The sequence below is a fragment of the Streptomyces sp. NPDC054932 genome, assembly GCF_053610205.1.
The window spans coordinates 14,357-31,420 of record NZ_JBSGXU010000052.1 but is presented as its reverse complement, the minus strand read 5'-3'; the positions used below and the strand labels follow the sequence as shown (position 1 = coordinate 31,420).

At 73.7% G+C, this 17,064-nt stretch carries 14 protein-coding genes; 6 read left to right on the top strand and 8 right to left on the bottom strand.

Annotated elements, in window-relative coordinates:
- Positions 1–194: 194 nt before the first annotated feature.
- The 7 genes from ACWGE1_RS16805 to ACWGE1_RS16775 all read right to left on the bottom strand — a co-directional run bounded on the left by ACWGE1_RS16805 (position 195) and on the right by ACWGE1_RS16775 (position 9,254).
- Positions 195–1,154, bottom strand: a complete 960-nt coding sequence (locus ACWGE1_RS16805; protein ID WP_453421258.1) for an ABC transporter substrate-binding protein — start codon at positions 1,152–1,154, stop codon at positions 195–197.
- A gap of 1 nt (position 1,155) precedes the next feature.
- Positions 1,156–3,165 (bottom strand): ABC transporter permease subunit, encoded by a 2,010-nt coding sequence (locus tag ACWGE1_RS16800; RefSeq protein ID WP_453421257.1) that lies wholly within the window; start codon positions 3,163–3,165, stop codon positions 1,156–1,158.
- Positions 3,166–3,232: 67 nt separating this feature from the next.
- Positions 3,233–4,321, bottom strand: coding sequence for a quaternary amine ABC transporter ATP-binding protein (locus ACWGE1_RS16795; RefSeq protein ID WP_453421256.1), 1,089 nt, complete (start codon positions 4,319–4,321; stop codon positions 3,233–3,235).
- Positions 4,318–5,844: a GMC family oxidoreductase gene (locus ACWGE1_RS16790; RefSeq protein ID WP_453421255.1), complete on the bottom strand. Its 1,527-nt coding sequence runs from the start codon at positions 5,842–5,844 to the stop codon at positions 4,318–4,320. Before ACWGE1_RS16790 ends, ACWGE1_RS16795 begins: the two co-directional genes overlap by 4 nt.
- On the bottom strand, positions 5,841–7,349 hold the full coding sequence (locus ACWGE1_RS16785; RefSeq protein WP_453421254.1) for an aldehyde dehydrogenase family protein: 1,509 nt from the start codon (positions 7,347–7,349) through the stop codon (positions 5,841–5,843). The genes ACWGE1_RS16790 and ACWGE1_RS16785 overlap by 4 nt, the downstream gene beginning before the upstream one ends.
- A gap of 500 nt (positions 7,350–7,849) precedes the next feature.
- Complete coding sequence (locus tag ACWGE1_RS16780; protein WP_453421253.1) at positions 7,850–8,923, bottom strand: DUF6745 domain-containing protein; 1,074 nt, start codon at positions 8,921–8,923, stop codon at positions 7,850–7,852.
- Positions 8,924–8,927: 4 nt separating this feature from the next.
- Positions 8,928–9,254: a hypothetical protein gene (locus ACWGE1_RS16775; protein ID WP_453421252.1), complete on the bottom strand. Its 327-nt coding sequence runs from the start codon at positions 9,252–9,254 to the stop codon at positions 8,928–8,930.
- A gap of 164 nt (positions 9,255–9,418) precedes the next feature.
- Here ACWGE1_RS16775 and ACWGE1_RS16770 point away from each other — a divergent pair, with 164 nt between their 5' ends.
- Genes ACWGE1_RS16770 through ACWGE1_RS16750 form a run of 5 tightly spaced genes read left to right on the top strand, consistent with a single transcriptional unit; the run spans position 9,419 to position 14,635 of the window.
- Positions 9,419–10,378 carry an STM4015 family protein gene (locus ACWGE1_RS16770; RefSeq protein WP_453421251.1) on the top strand — a complete coding sequence of 320 codons (960 nt, stop codon included), beginning with the start codon at positions 9,419–9,421 and terminating at the stop codon, positions 10,376–10,378.
- Between the two features lie 10 nt (positions 10,379–10,388).
- The gene (locus ACWGE1_RS16765) at positions 10,389–11,513 is read left to right on the top strand and encodes an STM4014 family protein (protein WP_453421250.1); all 1,125 of its coding nucleotides are present in this window, start codon (positions 10,389–10,391) and stop codon (positions 11,511–11,513) included.
- A 49-nt stretch (positions 11,514–11,562) separates the two neighbouring features.
- Positions 11,563–12,369 (top strand): STM4013/SEN3800 family hydrolase, encoded by an 807-nt coding sequence (locus ACWGE1_RS16760; protein ID WP_453421272.1) that lies wholly within the window; start codon positions 11,563–11,565, stop codon positions 12,367–12,369.
- Positions 12,366–13,742: an STM4012 family radical SAM protein gene (locus ACWGE1_RS16755; RefSeq protein WP_453421249.1), complete on the top strand. Its 1,377-nt coding sequence runs from the start codon at positions 12,366–12,368 to the stop codon at positions 13,740–13,742. Before ACWGE1_RS16760 ends, ACWGE1_RS16755 begins: the two co-directional genes overlap by 4 nt.
- A gap of 5 nt (positions 13,743–13,747) precedes the next feature.
- Positions 13,748–14,635 carry an STM4011 family radical SAM protein gene (locus tag ACWGE1_RS16750; RefSeq protein ID WP_453421271.1) on the top strand — a complete coding sequence of 296 codons (888 nt, stop codon included), beginning with the start codon at positions 13,748–13,750 and terminating at the stop codon, positions 14,633–14,635.
- On the opposite strand, the gene ACWGE1_RS16745 is transcribed toward ACWGE1_RS16750, so the two are convergent.
- Positions 14,613–15,782, bottom strand: a complete 1,170-nt coding sequence (locus ACWGE1_RS16745) for an amidohydrolase family protein (protein WP_453421270.1) — start codon at positions 15,780–15,782, stop codon at positions 14,613–14,615. The two genes, ACWGE1_RS16750 and ACWGE1_RS16745, sit on opposite strands and share 23 nt — an antisense overlap.
- Before the next feature lie 170 nt (positions 15,783–15,952).
- On the opposite strand from ACWGE1_RS16745, the gene ACWGE1_RS16740 reads away from it, so the two are divergent.
- On the top strand, positions 15,953–17,059 hold the full coding sequence (locus ACWGE1_RS16740; protein ID WP_453421248.1) for an alpha/beta hydrolase-fold protein: 1,107 nt from the start codon (positions 15,953–15,955) through the stop codon (positions 17,057–17,059).
- Positions 17,060–17,064 lie beyond the last annotated feature (5 nt).

The window sequence follows — 17,064 nt, the reverse complement described above, 5'->3', positions numbered from 1 at the left end:
TCGGACATGGCAGACACCCGTGGTCAACGGTGATGGCGGGCCCGCCCCTTCCGGCACGCGCGGTCGCAGTTGCGGGCGCGGTCGCAGTTGCGGTCGCAGTTGCGGTCGCAGTCGCAGTCGCAGTCGCAGTCGCAGTCGCAGTCGCAGAAGCGGAAGCCGGTGCCTGGAGGGGGATCACCCTCCAGGCACCCGCGTCAGGACGGCAGCCAGGCCCGCCAGGTGGCCTCGTTCTCCTTGACCCAGCGGCCCGCCGCTTCCTGTGGCGACAGCTTCTGGTCCGCGATCATCAGGGCGACGTCGTTCTGCATCTCGGTCGTCCACCGGAACTTCTTCAGGAAGGCCGCGGCGTCACCCCCGCCGTCCGCGAAGCGGGCGTTGAGGAACTTCTGCAGCGGCGTGTGCGGGTACGCGCAGGCCACCTTCTCCGGGTCGGCGTCACAGCCCTCCTCGTAGGCGGGCAGCTTCACCTCCGTCATCGGAACCTTCTCGAAGAGCCACTGGGGCTTGTACCAGTAGCTCAGGAACGGCTTCCGCTCCTTGGCGAACTGCCTGATCTGCGTGATCTGGGCCGCCTCCGATCCCGCGAAGACGACCTGGTAGTCGAGGTCCAGGTTGTTCACGAGGGCCTTGTCGTTCGTCACGTAGGACGGGGAGCCGTCCAGCAGCTGGCCCTTGCCGCCGCTCTCCGCGGTGCGGAACTCGTCGGCGTACTTGTTCAGGTTCTTCCAGTCGGTGACGTCCGGGTGTTCCTCGGCGAAGTACGTCGGCACGAACCAGCCGATGTGACCGGTCACTCCGAGGTCGCCGCCCGGCTTGATCGTCCCCTTGTCGTCGACGTAGCGCTTCTCCTGCTCCGGGTGGCCCCAGTCCTCCAGAATGGCGTCGACCCGGCCCTGGCTGAGCGCGTCCCAGGCGGGGACCTCGTCGATCTGGACGGTGTCCACCCGGTAGTCCAGCTCGTGCTCCAGCAGGTACTGGGCGACGGCGACGTTGGCCTGTGCGCCCACCCAGGACTGCACGGACAGCGTCACCGTGCGGGAGTCCTTGGCGTCGGCGTACGGGGAGGCCTGGCGGGTCATGTCGGCGGCGCCGCAGCCGGTGAGGGCCGTCAGGGCGACGGCGGCCGCGAGTGCGGCGAGGCGTGTACGAGCCATCTCAGGCCCCCTTTCCGGCGAGGTCGCGGCGTTCCGTGGGCTGGGTGACGCGGTCGAGCATCAGGCCGAGGCAGACGATCGCCGCACCGGCGACCAGGCCGGTCGCCAGGTCTCCCTGGGCGAGACCGAAGACCGCGTCGTAACCGAGCGCGCCACCGCCCACGAGGCCGCCGATGACGACCACGGCGAGGACCAGCACGACGCCCTGGTTGAGGGCCAGCAGCAGGGCGGGCCGGGCCAGCGGCAGCTGGACCTGGAGCAGCTGTTGCCGTCCGGTCGCGCCCATCGAGCGGGAGGACTCCAGGGCGGCCGGGTCCACCGCGCGCACCCCCTGGGCGGTGATCCGCACCACCGCGGGCAGCGCGTAGACCACGGCTGCCGCGACCGCCGGGGCGCGGCCCACGCCGAACAGGGCGACCACCGGGATCAGGTACACGAACTGCGGCATCGTCTGGAAGACGTCGAGGACGGGCCGCAGTGCGCGTCCCAGGCGGCTGCTGCGGGCCGCGGCGACCCCGAGGGTGAAGCCGAGCAGCACGGTCACGGCGACGGCGGCCAGTACCTGGGACAGGGTGTCGAGGGCCGGGTCCCACACCCCGAGCACACCGATCGCGGCCATCGCGAGGACGGCGGTCACGGCGGTGCGCCAGGTGCCGATGAGCAGGGCGAGTGCGCCGACGGTCAGCAGCACCGTCCACCAGGGCAGCCACTGCAGTCCGCCGCGCAGGGGGTCCAGGACCCACGTGGTGAAGTGGGCCGCCCAGTCGGCGGTGCCGCCGACGAGGGGCACGCCCTTGTAGATGTGGGCGGTCATCCAGTCGACCGCCGCGTTGACGGGGTCGGCGATGGGCAGCGTCCACCCGTCGGGCCAGGAGAGCGTGCCGGCCAGGCGGGTCCCGACGGCGACGGAGGCGGTCACCACGACGGCGACGGCCCAGCCGAGAGCGGACCGGTGGGCCGCGGCCGCGCCGATCCGCTCCCCCGCCGCGGCGGTGACCCGATCCAGGACGACGGCGAGCAGCACGATCGGTACGCCTGCGGCGAGCGCGGCGCCGACGTCGACGGAGGCCAGTGCCTGGTAGACGCGGTCACCGAGACCGCCCGCGCCGATGACGGACGCGATCACGGCCATCCCCAGCGCCATCATGATCGACTGGTTGACGCCGAGCAGCAGTTCCTTGCGGGCCAGCGGCAGCCGGGCCGTCAGCAGCCGCTGCCTGCCGGTGGCGCCGAGGGAGGTGGCGGCCTCCACGACGCCGACGTCCGCTCCGCGCAGTCCGAGCGCGGTGAGGCGGGCCATGGGCGGGGCGGCGTAGACGACGGTCGCGAGGACGGCCGCGGGCACGCCGATGCCGAAGACCAGGACGACGGGCAGGAGGTAGGCGAAGGCCGGCAGCACCTGCATGGTGTCCAGCACCGGCCGCAGGATCCGGTGCGTGCGGTCCGACAGGCCGGCGGCCAGCCCGAGGAGGCCGCCGAGCAGCACGGACGCGGCGACGGCGACCACCATCAGGGCGAGCGTCTGCATGGTGGGCACCCACATGCCGAGCAGTCCGCACACGGCGAAGGCGGCGGTGGAGGTCAGCGCGAGCCGGACTCCCGCGAGCCGCCAGGCCACCAGCCCGGCGGCGGCGGTGACGCCGGCCCAGCCGAGGGCGAGCAGCACCAGGTACACGGCGCGGACGGCGACGACCACGAGGTTGCTGACGTGGCCGAGGAAGTAGAGGAACAGGGGGTGCCCGTCGCGGTTGTCGATGATCCAGTCACCGGTGCGGTCGAGCGGTCCCGAGAGGTCGACGGCGAGCGCGGCGGGCCAGTTGCCGCCGCCCAGGAGCACGGCACCGAGGACGAGTGCGACGGCCGAGCAGGCGCCGATCAGCCGACCCCGATGGCGCGCGAGCGCGCGCAGCGCACCGGGTCCGGCGTCGGTGCCGGTGCCGGTGCCGGTGCCGGTGCCGGTGCCGGTGCCGGTCGTGGAGCCCGGAGGAACGGGGGTGAGGGTGGCTGTCATCGGCCCCACCGCCCGGCGCCGGCTCCGGTCGTGCCGCACGGCGGCGGCCAGGTCGTATGGGAATACATCAGGCCACCGCCTTCCCCGTCGCCACGGGGACCCCGGCGACGACACCGAGGAGTCCCGCGTGGTCGACGACACCGAGGCACTTGCCGTCCTCGACGACCCGCGCGTTCTCGCCCGTGCGGGCGACGGCCTCGATGGCCTCGTGGACGGTGGCACCGGGGGCGAGCGCGGGACCGGCCTCGGACTCGCCGATGCGGGCGGGGCGCATCGCCGAGCGGACGGTCAGCACCTGCTCGCGCGGCACGTCCCGGACGAAGTCCCTGACGTAGTCGTCGGCGGGGGCTCCCACGATCTCCTCCGGTGTGCCGAGCTGCACGATCCGGCCGCCCTGCATCAGCGCGATGCGGTCGCCGAGCTTCAGCGCCTCACTGAGGTCGTGCGTGATGAAGACCATCGTGCGGCCCTCCTCCCGGTGCAGGCGTACGACCTCCTCCTGCATGTCCCGGCGGATGAGCGGGTCGAGTGCGCTGAACGGCTCGTCGAACAGCAGGACTTCGGGGTCCACGGCGAGTGCGCGGGCCAGCCCGACGCGCTGCTGCTGGCCACCGGACAGCTGGCTCGGCCTGCGCTGCTCCATGCCTTCCAGGCCGACCTTGGTGACGAACTCGGCCGCCCGCTCGCGCCGTTCGGCGCGTCCCACGCCCTGGATCTCCAGCCCGTAGGCGATGTTGTCGAGCACCGTCCGGTGCGGCAGCAGCCCGAAGTGCTGGAAGACCATCGCCGCCCGGTGCCGGCGCAGCTCGCGGAGCCGGCCGGTGTCCATGGACAGCACGTCCTCGCCGTCGATGGAGATGGTGCCCGAGGTCGGTTCGATGAGCCGGGTCAGGCAGCGTACGAGCGTCGACTTGCCCGAGCCCGACAGGCCCATGACGACGAAGACCTCACCCTTGCGGACGTCGAAGGAGACATCGCGGACTGCGGCGGTGCAGCCGGTGCGCTCGCGCAGTTCGGCGGCGCCGAGGGCCCTCAGCTCCTTGTCGGCCGGCACCCGGTCGGCCTTCGGACCGAAGACCTTCCACAGGTCGCGTACGGAGAAGACGGGTTGCGCCGGGGGCTGCGGGGCGGTCGTGCTGTGCGGCGGAGTGTTCATCGGGTGGTTCCTCCCAGCAGGTCGGCGGCCTTCTCGCCGACCATGAGCACGCCGATCATCGGGTTGACGGCGGTCATGGTGGGGAAGACGGACGCGTCGGCGATCCGGATGCCCTCGAGGCCCCGGATCCGCAGGTCGGGCGCGACGACGGCGAGTTCGTCGTCGGCGGCCCCCATCCGGCAGGTGCCGGCCGGATGGTAGACGGTGTGCGCGACCTGGCGGGCGTACGCGCTGAGCTCCTCGTCGGAGGTCACCTCGGGGCCCGGGCACACCTCGCGCTTGACCCATCCGGCCAGCGGTTCGCTCGCCGCGATCCGCCGGGCGATGCGTATCCCGTCGACGAGGGTCCGGCCGTCGTAGTCGTCCTCGTCGGTGAAGTACCGGAAGTCGAGCGCGGGCTTGACCTCGGGGTCGGCGCTCGTCAGGTAGAGCCGGCCGCGGCTGCGCGGCTTGGGGATGTTCGGGGTCATCGACACGCCGTGCTCGGGTCGTTCGTACCCCAGGCGCTCCGGATTGTCGGTGAAGGGGATCTGGTAGAAGTGGAACATCAGGTCCGGGCCCTCGGCCTGCGGGTCCCGGCGGACGAACAGTCCGGCGTCGGAGTCCATCGCGGAGTTCTCCGGAATCGGCCCGTGGGTCTCCCACACGATGACCGACTCGGGGTGGTCGAGCAGGTTCTCCCCGACGCCCGGCAGGTCGTGCACGACGGGGATGCCGAGCTTCTCCAGGTCGGCACGCGGCCCGATGCCGGAGTGCAGCAGCAGGCGCGGGGTGTCCACGGCCCCCGCGCACACCAGTACCTCGCGCCGGGCGCATACGACGTGCTCCGCGCCCTCCTTGGTACGGACGTGCACGCCGGTGGCGCGGGTGCCCTCCAGCTCCAGCCGGAAGGCCCAGGTCTCCAGGGCGATGTGCAGGTTCGGCCGGTCCAGGAAAGGGTGCAGATAGGCGACCGAGGCGGACGACCGCTTGTTGTTCTCCGGGTGGTAGGCGAGGTCGAAGAAGCCGACTCCCTCGTCGAAGGGCTGTCTGTTGAAGCCCTCGACGCGCGGCACACCGAGCGCGGTCTGCGCCGCGTCCACGAAGTCCCGGGCGATCGCGTTCCGGTCCGCCTCGGCGACGGGGACGATGTTGTTGCGCAGGCGGGCGAAGTAGGGGTCCATGGACTCCGCGTCCCACCCCTCGGCGCCGGCGTCCGCCCACTCGTCCCAGTCGGAGGGCAGGGGTTTGAACGCGATGAGGGTGTTGTGCGAGGAGCAGCCGCCCAGCACCCGCGCCCGGCTGTGCCGGATGTGGGAGTTGCCCCGGGGCTGCCGGGTGGTGGGGTAGTCGTAGTCCAGCTCGCCGCCGAGCAGTCCCATCCAGCGGCGCAGGGTGAGGACGTCGTCACGGCCGACGTCGCTGGGGCCGCCCTCGATGACGGCGACGGTGACGTCCGGGTCCTCGGTCAGCCGGGAGGCGATCACGGAACCCGCGGTGCCGCCGCCCACGACGACGTAGTCGTACACGTGCCGGTCGTTCATGCCTGGCCCTTCGCCGTCTCGCCCGCGAACCAGCGCACGGGGCGCGGAGCGAGGTTCTGGTAGATGTGCTTGGCCTCCCGGTATTCGGCGAGACCGCCGGGACCCAGTTCGCGGCCGATGCCGGACTTCCCGAAGCCGCCCCATTCCGCCTGCGGCAGGTAGGGGTGGTAGTCGTTGATCCAGACGGTGCCGTGGCGCATCAGGGCGGCGACCCGCCGGGCACGCTGTTCGTCGGAGGTCCACACCGCTCCGGCAAGGCCGTACTCGGTGTCGTTGGCGAGGGCGACGGCCTCCTCCTCGGTACGGAAGGTCTCCACGGTGAGGACGGGGCCGAAGACCTCCTCGCGGACGACCCGCATGCCGCGGTGGCACCGGTCCAGGACCGTGGGCCGGAAGAAGAAGCCGGGACCGGCCGGCCTCTCGCCGCCCGCGAGCAGCCGCGCGCCCTCGTCGAGGGCGGAGGCCACGTACGCCTCGGTCCGCGCCAGCTGCGCCGCGGAGACGAGCGGTCCGCACTCGACGCCCGCGTCGGTGCCGCGTCCCAGCCGGATCAGTTCGGCCCGGCGGGCGAGCTCGGCGACGAAACGGTCGCGCAGCGGCTCCTCGATGATGAGGCGGGAGCCGGCGGAGCAGACCTGACCGCTGTGGATGAAGGCGGCGTTGAGCGCCTGGTCGACGGCGGTGTCGAACCCCTCGGGCGTCGAACACGCGTCGGCGAAGACGACGTTGGGGTTCTTGCCACCCAGTTCGAGGGCGACCTTCTTGACGCTGTCGACAGCCGCCCTGGCGACCTTCGTGCCGCTGACGAGGCCGCCGGTGAACGAGACGAGGTCGACGTCGGGGTGCTCGGCGAGCCGGGCGCCGACCGTACCGCCGGGACCGGTGACGATGTTGGCCGCACCGAGCGGGAGTCCGGCCTCCAGCAGCAACTCGATCAGCACGACGGTGGTCAGTGGGGTGATCTCACTGGGCTTGATCACGAAGGTGTTGCCGGCGGCGAGGGCGGGCGCGATCTTCCAGCTGGCCTGGAGCAGGGGGTAGTTCCACGGCGTGATCAGCGCGCACACCCCGACCGGCTCGTGCACGACGACGCTGCGGATCTCGTCCGAACCGGCGTCGACGATCCGCCCGCCGTCCTCCTTCTCCACGAGGTCGGCGAAGTAGCGGAAGGCGTCGCGGACGCAGTCGACGTCGACGCGGCCCTCCTCGAGGGTCTTGCCCGCGTCCCGGCTCTCCAGGGCGCCGATCCGCTCGCGGTCGCGCTCCAGCAGGTCGGCGACGCGCCGCAACAGGGCGGCCCGCTCGGCGACGGGGGTGCGCGGCCAGGCGCCGGCGTCGAAGGCGGCCCGTGCCGCGGCGACGGCGTCGTCGGTGTCCTGGACGCCGCCCTCCGACACGACCGCGAACGGGGTCGCGTCGACGGGGTCGATGATCTCGCGCGTGGCTCCGGACAGGGCTTCGCGCCACTCTCCGCCCACGTGGATGGTCTGCTGTGCTGCCGTCACGTTGCGTATTGCCTTTCGTCCCTTTGGGTCCCCCTGTCGGTCAGACCGACGTGATCCGGCCGCCTGCCCCGACTCCCGGAATCCATGCGCAATACATCGCGGAGAGTGGCCTGCTTCACTGACGAAGAGGATCTAAATAGGGACATAAGGCACAGGGAGGCGCGTGGCGGAGATGCACGGAGCGGGAGGAAGCGGCGAGTGCGGCGGGCGACACCCGAACAGGGCCGTTTTCGGGCCGGAACGACGACTGTGGCGATTCGTCACGCAGGGTGATGGCGGGCGGCACGGCGGTACGGACATGGGCCGGTGAGCTCCCGGGCCGGTGAGCTCTCAGGCCGGATCCCGGCGGCCGTGCGGGCGGCGGCCGCCGCTGCGGCTGTCCCGCCGGCCCCGCCCTGCGCACCCGGCCGCGCTTCCGCTCCTGCCGGTCCGTGGCGGGGACGCACCCGTGGGCCGGGACTGCGCCACCGGGCCCGCGCGGGCAGGACACCCCCGGGTGCTCAGGTCTCCCGGAGCGGCGCGTACGCCTCGGCCCCGAGGCCGAACGTCCAGGCCACGCCCTCGCGGGCCGTCCGGGTCCGCGGCGGTACCCGCAGCCAGTAGGTGCGGCTGGTGCCGTCCGGCTCCGGCGTCGAGTTGACGACCTCCACCATCACGACGGCCTCGTCGTCCGGCATGGGTATGCGCCACAGCACACCCGTCTCGTCCCGGTGCACGGGGGCGGCCCCCGACTCCCGCAGATAGCGGTCGTACCCGTAGAACTCCAGCATCACCCGGCGCAGTTCGGCATTCTCCTCCGCCCGGATCCGCTCGGGCGTCAGCGTGCCCAGCCCGGCCAGGAATTCGGCCGGCACGGGCATGCCCCGCCACGCGTACAGCGCGAAGCCGTCGGGGAACGCCAGCGCCGGGCCGTCCCCGCGGTCCAGCCGGCCCGCCTCGTCCCGGTGCAGCTCCACCGGCCTCTCGCACACCACGGCCAGCCGTTCGTAGGGCCAGCACCAGCCGGCCGAGCGGGCCCGGAGGCCGAGCCCGTGCAGCGGCGCGCCCTCCTGCGTGTCGAAGGCGCACAGCCAGGCCGCGTCGTGCTGCCCGAGCACCGCCTCCAGGAGCAGCAGTCGCAGCCGTCGCTCCTCGGCCGCCGGGGACTCGGCGCCGGCCGTCAACTCCTCGACGAGACCCGTGCGGACCCGCTCCGCAAGCCGCTCCGTGTTCTCCCACAGGCGGCCGCCCGTCGCGCTCCAGTGCCGCCCCCAGCCCTGCGGGCCGAGCCGCCGCTGCGTCCGCTCCCGCTCGGCCGCCCACGGCGCGCTGCGCACCGCCTCCCGCACGCCGCGCCCCCGCGCGGCCGGCCCCCAGGGCCCGTCGTCCCCGCCGAGCAGCCGCACCGCCGCCCGGGGCGAGTCCGCCCACACGATCCGCTCCGGCTCCGCCAGGCCCGCCGACCGGTACGCGAGGCGCACCCCGGCCTCCGCGGCCGCGCGGTCGGCCGGCCCGGTGGCCGCCGCGGCAGCCCTCCACACATCGGTGTCGTTGGTGTCGTTCACCACGATCCTGCTCCCCCCACTGTCCGCCATGCCGTCAGTCCGCCACGATCCGTACCGCTCCGGGCAGGTACTCCCGCTGCCGCACGACCCGGTACCAGCCCTTGGGCAGGGGTATCGCGGCGTGCTCCTCGTGCACCACCCGCCCGCCGTCCGGGAGATGCAGGAGCAGCGGGCCGAAGGCCCCGGGCTCCCTCACGAGCCTGCCGGGTCCGAGCACGGCGTGCGCGTGCCCCGTGACCTCGCCCAGCGCCAGGACCATCCGGCCCCGGCCGTCCCGCGGCTCCTGGTCCGCCGCGGCCGCGGACGGCGGCACCGCCGACTCGTCGAGCGGCACGATGAGTACGTCCCCCTGCCGGTACACAGGTGTCCCCTTCCCCACGCGCCGCCCGGTGCGCCGCGTTCTTCTCCGAAGGTAGGAGGCGGGTCTGACAACGGCCTTCCGCCCGCCCTGCCTCCGGCGCTGTCAGTGCCGCTTGGTACAACTTTCAGCACATCGGACGCGACAGGCGAGGAACGGCGGCACCCATGAGCTACGCGAGGCATCTGACGGAATCGTGCGGGCTGCCCGTCTTCGACTTCCCGACGCCGCAGGACGCGGGCACGACCCGCCTGCCCGCGGCGGACGCCGTCGCGTGGCGGATCTCCAGCGACAGCTACGACAGCGAGGAGAGCTGGACCGAGGCGTTCGCCCGGTTCCGTGCCGCGGTCGACACCACCGCGGTCCGCGCGCTCGTCGTCGGCTCCTGGGAAGAGGCCTACGACAGCGGGCCCGAGGACATCATCGCCGCCCTCGTCGAAGCCCGGCCGCACCTGCCCGCCCTGCGGGCCCTGTTCCTCGGGGACATGGAGTCGGAGCAGTGCGAGATCTCCTGGATCAACCAGGGCGATGTCGGTCCGCTCCTCGACGGCTTCCCGGAGCTGGAGGAATTCGGCGTGCGCGGCGGCTCCGGTCTGGTCTTCCCCGCCGTCACGCACCGGAACCTGCGCTCCCTGACCGTCGAGACCGGCGGTATGCCCGCCGAGGCCGTCCGCGGTGTCGCAGGCAGTGACCTGCCCGCCCTGGAGAACCTCGACCTGTGGCTCGGCACGTCCGAGTACGGCGGGGACGGCACGGTCGACGACGTGGCCCCGATCCTCGACGGCGACCGCCTGCCGCGCCTGCGCCACCTGGGCCTGCGCAACAGCGACATCCAGGACGAGATCGCCGCCGCCGTGGCGTCCGCTCCCGTCGTCGCCCGCCTGGAGAACCTCGACCTGTCGATGGGCGTCCTCACCGACCAGGGCGCGACCGCCCTGCTCTCCGGCCAACCCCTGAGCCACCTCAAGAAGCTGGACCTGCACCACAATTACGTCGGCGAGCCGCTGCGCCGGCGCCTCGAGGAGGTCCTGGGCGGCACCGGAGTCACCCTCGACCTGGACCGCGGCCACGCCGAGGAGGACGAGGACGACGGCCGGGTCTGGCGCTACGTCGCCGTCGGCGAGTAGCGAGCGGGCCATGACGGACCTCGCACCGCCGCCGCGCTGGGCGGTCGTCGGCAATCCGGAGAACCGGCGCCTCGCCCTGTTCTCCGGGGCCCTGCGCGACGCCGGGCTGCCCGCGCCGCGCGTCGTCCCCTGGACCGAGGTGCTGCGCGGGGGCGGCGCCGCCTTCGCCGGCGACGAGATCGTCCGGATCGAGTCGCCCGGGGAGAACGCCGAGGTCGACCGGCTGCTGCGCGGCGCCGGCGACCCCACCCGGGTGGAGGGCGGGGCCCGCTGGTACGCCGCGTTCACGGCCGCCGTCCGGACGCTGACCGGCGGCCTGCGCCTCGACGACGCCGACGAGCTGGCCGTCCTCTTCGACAAGCGGCGCTGCCACCGTGCCCTCGCCCGCGCCGGAGTGCCCGTACCGCAGTCGCCGACCTCCGGCGGGAACACACCGGTGCGCGGGTGGGACGACGTACGGGCCCTCATGGACGCGCACGGCATGCCGCGGGTGTTCCTGAAGCCCGCCCACGGGTCCTCCGCCTCCGGTGTCGTCGCCGTCGAGACGGCCGGCGGGGGCCGGATCAGGGCGACCACATCGGTGGAGTGCGCGCAGGACGGGCGGCTGCACAACTCCCTGCGGGTACGCCGCCTCACGCGCGAGCCGGAGGTGGCCGCGCTGGTCGACGCCCTCGCCCCCGACGGACTCCACGTCGAACGGTGGTGGCCCAAGGTCTCCCTCGGGGACGGAGCGGCCGACCTGCGCGTGGTCGTCGTGGCCGGGCGGGCCACCCATGCCGTGGTCCGCACCAGCCGGACACCCATGACCAATCTCCATCTCGGCGGCCGCCGCGGGGACCTGTCCGCCGCGGTCTCGGCCGCGGGTCCGGCCTGGACCGAGGCCCTGCGCATCTGCGAGCGGGCCGCGGCGTGCTTCCCCGGCACCCTGTGCGTCGGCGTCGACCTGCTGCCCGCGGCCGGCTGGCGCCGGTTCGCGGTCGCCGAGGTCAACGCCTTCGGCGACCTCCTGCCGGGCCTGACCGGACTGCCGGGCAGCGGCGCCGAAGGTCTGGACACCTACGGCGCGCAGATCGCCGCCGCCACCCGCAGACACGTACGGCACCACCCCACGAGGAACCACAGTGCACCCGCCTGAGACCGACCCGATCGCCCTCCCGCTCCCGCTCCCGCTCCCCCTCCCCGACATGAACGAGGTCGTCGGCCACGACGACCTGCTCCTGCTCACCCTGGACACCCTGCGCCACGACGTCGCCGTGGAACTGGCCGCCGCCGGACGCATCCCGAACCTGGCCCGGCACCTGCCCGGCGGCGTCTGGGAGGAGCGGCACGCCCCGGGCAGCTTCACCTACGCCTCCCATCAGGCGATGTTCGCCGGTTTCCTGCCCACGCCGGCCCGGCCCGGACCGCACCCGCGGCTGTTCGCCGCCCGCTTCGCCGGCAGCGAGACGACCGCCGGGCGCACCTACGTCTTCGACACGCCCGACCTGGTGTCCGGCCTCGCCGCTGCCGGATACCGCACGGTGTGCATCGGCGGCGTCGGCTTCTTCAACAAGCAGGGCGCGCTGGGCGGCGTACTGCCCGGCATGTTCCAGGAGAGCCACTGGGAGCCGGGGTTCGGCGTGGCGTCGCCCACCTCCTTCGAGGCACAGGTCGAGCGGGCCGAGCAGGTCGTGGCCGCACTCCCCGCCGGGCAGCGGCTGTTCCTCTTCCTCAACGCCTCCGCGCTGCACCAGCCCAACTGGTTCCACCTCCCCGGCGCCACCGCCGAGGCCGGGGACACCCGCGCCACCCACGCCGCCGCCCTCGAATACATCGACCGGCACATCGGCCGGCTCCTCACCGCCATGAGCTCCCGCCGCCGCTGCTTCGCGATCGTCTGCTCCGACCACGGCACCACCTATGGCGACGACGGCTACACCGGCCACCGCCTCGCGCACGAGGCCGTCTGGACCGTGCCGTACGCCCACTTCTTCCTGGAGCCGTCCGCATGACCGCCCTCGCGCCCTCCCCCACCGCGGCCACGGCCCCCACCGCACCCGCCGACCCGGTCGGTCCGTACGGCGCCTACGTCTACGCCTACCCCCACAAGACCGCCTACCGGCTGCTCGCCGACCGGCCCGCCCTGCGGGACCTGTGGCACGGCGAACGCAAGGACGCCCTCTCCCTCTACCTCCACATACCCTTCTGCGAGGTCCGCTGCGGCTTCTGCAACCTCTTCACCCGCATCGGCGCCCCCGACGGGCTCACCGGCCGCTACCTCGACGCCCTGGACCGCCAGGCCACCGCCGTCCGCGACGCCCTCGGCGACGACGGACCCGTCTCCTTCGCCAACGCCGCCTTCGGCGGCGGAACGCCCACCTTCCTGACGGCCCGCGAACTGGAACGGCTCTGCGACATCGCCGAGCACCGCATGGGCGCCGACCTGCGCGCCGTCCCGCTGTCCGTCGAGACCTCCCCGGCCACCGCCACCGCCGACCGGCTCGCCGTCCTCGCCGAGCGCGGCGCCACCCGTCTCAGCATCGGAGTGCAGAGCTTCCTCGCCGAGGAGGCCCGGGCCGCCGTGCGCCCCCAGCGCCGCGCCGACGTCGAGGCGGCGCTCGGCCGCATCCGCGACGCCCGGATCCCGGTCCTCAACATCGACCTCATCTACGGCATCGACGGCCAGACGCCCGCCACGTGGCGCACCTCCCTGGACGCCGCCCTGGCCTGGCGCCCCGAGGAGCTGTACCTCTACCCCCTGTACGTCCGGCCGCTCACCGGGCTCGCCCGGCGCACCGCCCTGACCGACCGGGTCTGGGACGAGCAGCGCCTGAACCTCTACCGGCAGGGCCGCGACCACCTCCTGGCGCACGGCTACGAGCAGGTGTCGATGCGCATGTTCCGGCTGGCCGGGACCGCGCCCCAGGGCCCCGACGACCACGCGTGCCAGACCGACGGCATGATCGGCCTGGGCTGCGGCGCCCGCTCCTACACCTCCACGCTGCACTATTCGTTCGACTACGCCGTCGACATGGGCGAGATCCGGGCGATCATCGACGACTACACCGCCACCGACGACTTCACCCGTGCCGCCCACGGCCGGTACGCCGACGGCGACGAGGCACGCCGCCGTCACCTCCTGCAGTCGCTCCTCCAGGCCCAGGGCATGCCGGTCGCCGACTACCGGGAGCGGTTCGCCACCGATCCGCACGACGACTTCCCCGCCGAACTGGCCGCGTTCGCCGCCCGTGGCTGGCTCGACCAGGACGGCACGGGCCCGCTCCTGCGCCTCACCCCCGAGGGGCTCGCCCACTCCGACGCGCTCGGACCCGAGCTGTTCTCACCGGCCGTGCGGGCCGCGATGGCCGCCTACGAGACCAAGTGACCGCCGTGGACCTCACCCTGCTCTACCGCGGCCCGCTCGCCTCCTGCGACTACGACTGTCCGTACTGTCCCTTCGCCAAGCGGCGGGACACCACCGCCCAACTGCGCGCCGACCGGGCGGCCCTGGAACGCTTCGCCGACTGGGCGCGCTCCCGTGCCGGGGAGGACCGGCTCTCCCTCCTGTTCACCCCGTGGGGCGAGGGGCTCGTCCGCTCCTGGTACCGCCGCGCCCTCGTCGACCTCTCCCACCGGCCGCACGTCGACCGCGTCGCCATCCAGACCAACCTCAGCTGCCGCACCGAGTGGCTCGCGGACGCCGACCCCGCCACCCTCGCCCTGTGGTGCACCTACCATCCGGGACAGACGCCCTACGACCGGTTCCTCGGCAAGCTGCGCGACCTCGCCGACCGGGGCATCCGCCACAGCGTCGGCATCGTCGGCCTCCCCGAGAACCTGGAACACGCCCGCAGGCTGCGCGCCGACCTGCCCGCCCACGTCTACCTGTGGGTGAACGCCGCCGACGGCCACACCTACGGCGACGCCGAGGCCGACACCTGGACCGCGCTCGACCCGCTCTTCCCGTACAGCCGGCACCCGCACCGCTCGGCCGGACTGCCGTGCCGCACGGGCGAGTCGGTGATCTCGGTGGACGGCGACGGGACGGTCCGCCGCTGCCACTTCGTCCGCGCCGAGCTCGGCAACCTCTACGACGGTTCCTACCGGACCGCGCTCGGCCCCCGCCCCTGCCCGCTGACCATCTGCGACTGCCACATCGGCTACGTCCACCTGGAGACGCTGCCCCTGTACGACGTCTTCGCGGGCGGGGTCCTGGAGCGCGTCCCGGCGGCCCGCACCCCCGTCGTACCCCTGCTCAGGCAGCGCCCCGCGCCGTAGCCACCCTCCCACCGGCCACCACCAGCCGAACCGACCGCAGCGCGGCGAGGTCGGCCAGCGGATCGCCGTCCACGACGAGCAGGTCGGCCCGGAGCCCGGCCGCGAGCCGCCCGGTCTCCCCGTCGATCCCCAGGGCCCGCGCCGCGCCCGAAGTGGCCAGGTCGACGATCTCGGCCGGGGCCAGCCCGATGTGCGCGAAGAACTCCAGGCCGGAGACGAACCCGTCGAAGACGGCGTGCGGGACGCCCGCGTCCGTGCCGGGCAGCAGCCGTACGCCGCGCCCGGCCATCCACCGGATCCGCCCGAACATCTCCTCGGCCCGCTCACGGCCGAACCGCTCCGCGAAACCCCGCCAGTCGGGGCTCGCCGCGGGACAGACGGCGATGCCGCGCGCCGCGATGGCGTCGGCCAGGTCCTCCCGTACGTCGAAGCCCGCGCGCCCCATCCACGTGCAGTGCTCGATGGTGTCCACCCCGGCGGCCACGGCGGCCGCGATGCCCTCGGTCCCGTGGGCGTGCGCGGCCACCGGCAATCCGAAGCTCCGCGCCTCCGCCACGATGAGGCCCAGCTCCTCCGGGGTGAACTGGGCCTGCCAGACGGCCGGTCCGCCCTTGGTGATGCCGCCGCCGGTGGCCATGACCTTGATCAGGTCCGCTCCGGCGGCCGCGTTGCGGCGGACGGCCTCGCGGATCGCCTCGATCCCCTCGACCTCGCCGCCCATGAACCAGCAGTGCCCGCCCGGAACGGTCAGGGGCGTTCCGGCGGACAGCAGCCGCGGCCCCGGCACCCGCCCGGCCGCGATCTCGTCCCGCAGCCGTACGGCGAGCCCGCCCCGGTCGCCGAGATCGCGCGCCGTGGTCACGCCCGTGGCGAGCAGTCGTCCCGCCCGGTCCGCCATCCCCGCGTAGAGCTCGGCGTCGCTCGCTGCCTGGAGGCCGGCCACGGGATCGGGGCCGGCGTCGAGCGCGAGATGGACGTGGGCATCGATGAGGCCGGGCAGCAGGGTGCCCTCGGGGAAGGCCAGTCGGGGAATGTCCGCCCCTGCCTGCGCCTCGACCTCCGCGCGCGGCCCGGCCGCCACGATCACTCCCCCGTCGCACAGCACGGCCCCGTCCGGGACCACCTGTCCGCCCGGACCCGTGATCATCCGCCCCGCCGATAACACTGCCTGCACGATGCCCCTTCGGCCCGCCCGCGGCGCCCCCGCCGCCGCGATCCGCCGACGGGAACCCCTTTTCCAAGGTCATCCTCTCCCGGACCCCACAGGAACGCTATAAAGTTAGGTTCACCTAACTCCCGCTGCCGCTAGGAGACTTCATGCCTCTGGAGACCGCCTTCGCCGCATACGGACTGCCCGGCGAGCCGGGGTCCGAGGAGTTCTGGGCGGCGGCCGCAGGGCCCGGGTCGGTGCCTGCCGAGGACGGCGGTTGGACGACCCTGTTCCTGTGGCGCGGCTCCCCGGCCGACCTCACCTTCGAGAGCTGGGCGGACGACGTGCCGCTGCGCCGCTGGCGCGACACGGACTGCTGGTACGCCGAGGTCCGCCTCCCCGCGCGGCTGCGGTTGACCTATCAGTTCCTCGCGGGCGGCACGGCGCACGCCGATCCGTTCAACCCGGTCGGTGCGGGCGGTGACCGGTCCGTCGCCGCCACCCCGGACGCCCCGGTGCAGCCTCATTGGCCCCTGATCGGCGCCCGCGACGTGCTGCCCGTCCCGCCCGCCCGGATCCGCTGGGCCGGCGCGCGGCTCGCCGGGCGGCGGACCGTACGGGTCCACCCGGCGGGCGGCGGCGGTCCGGTCGTGCTGCTGCTCGACGGGGACGACTGGCTGTACCTGCACCCGGCCATGGCCGCCTTCGACTCCGCCGTCGCCAGTGGCGGAATGCCTCCCGTCACCCTCGTCTTCCTGCCGACCAGGGACCGGGAGGCCGAATTCGCGTGCCGGCCGGAGCTGTGGGAGGCGGTCCGGCACGAACTGCTGCCGCTGGTGGCGCAATCCGGGGTGCCCGCGGACCCGGACCGGCTGGTGGTCGCGGGGCAGAGCCTCGGCGGGCTGAGCGCGGTGTACGCGGCGCTGGAGTTCCCGGATCTGATCTCGCGGGTCGCCTGCCAGTCGGCGTCGCTGTGGTGGACGCCCGACGCCGTGAAGTCGGCGGACCCCCTGGGCGGCCCGGCCGGGGGCGCGATCGCCGCACGCCTGCGGGAGCGTCGGCCCGACCTGTCCGCTCTGCGGATCGCCTTCGACGTAGGGGAGCACGAGACGCGGATGCTGCCGCACTGCGAGGCGGTCGAGACCCTGGCCGAGCAGGCCGGCGCGACCGTACGGGTCTCCCGCTCGGCCTCGGGCCACGACCGGGCGGGCTGGCGCCACGCCCTGCTCCGGGACGTCGCCTGGGCGCTCGGCCAGGGGGTGTCCGCAAAGTAGCGCCG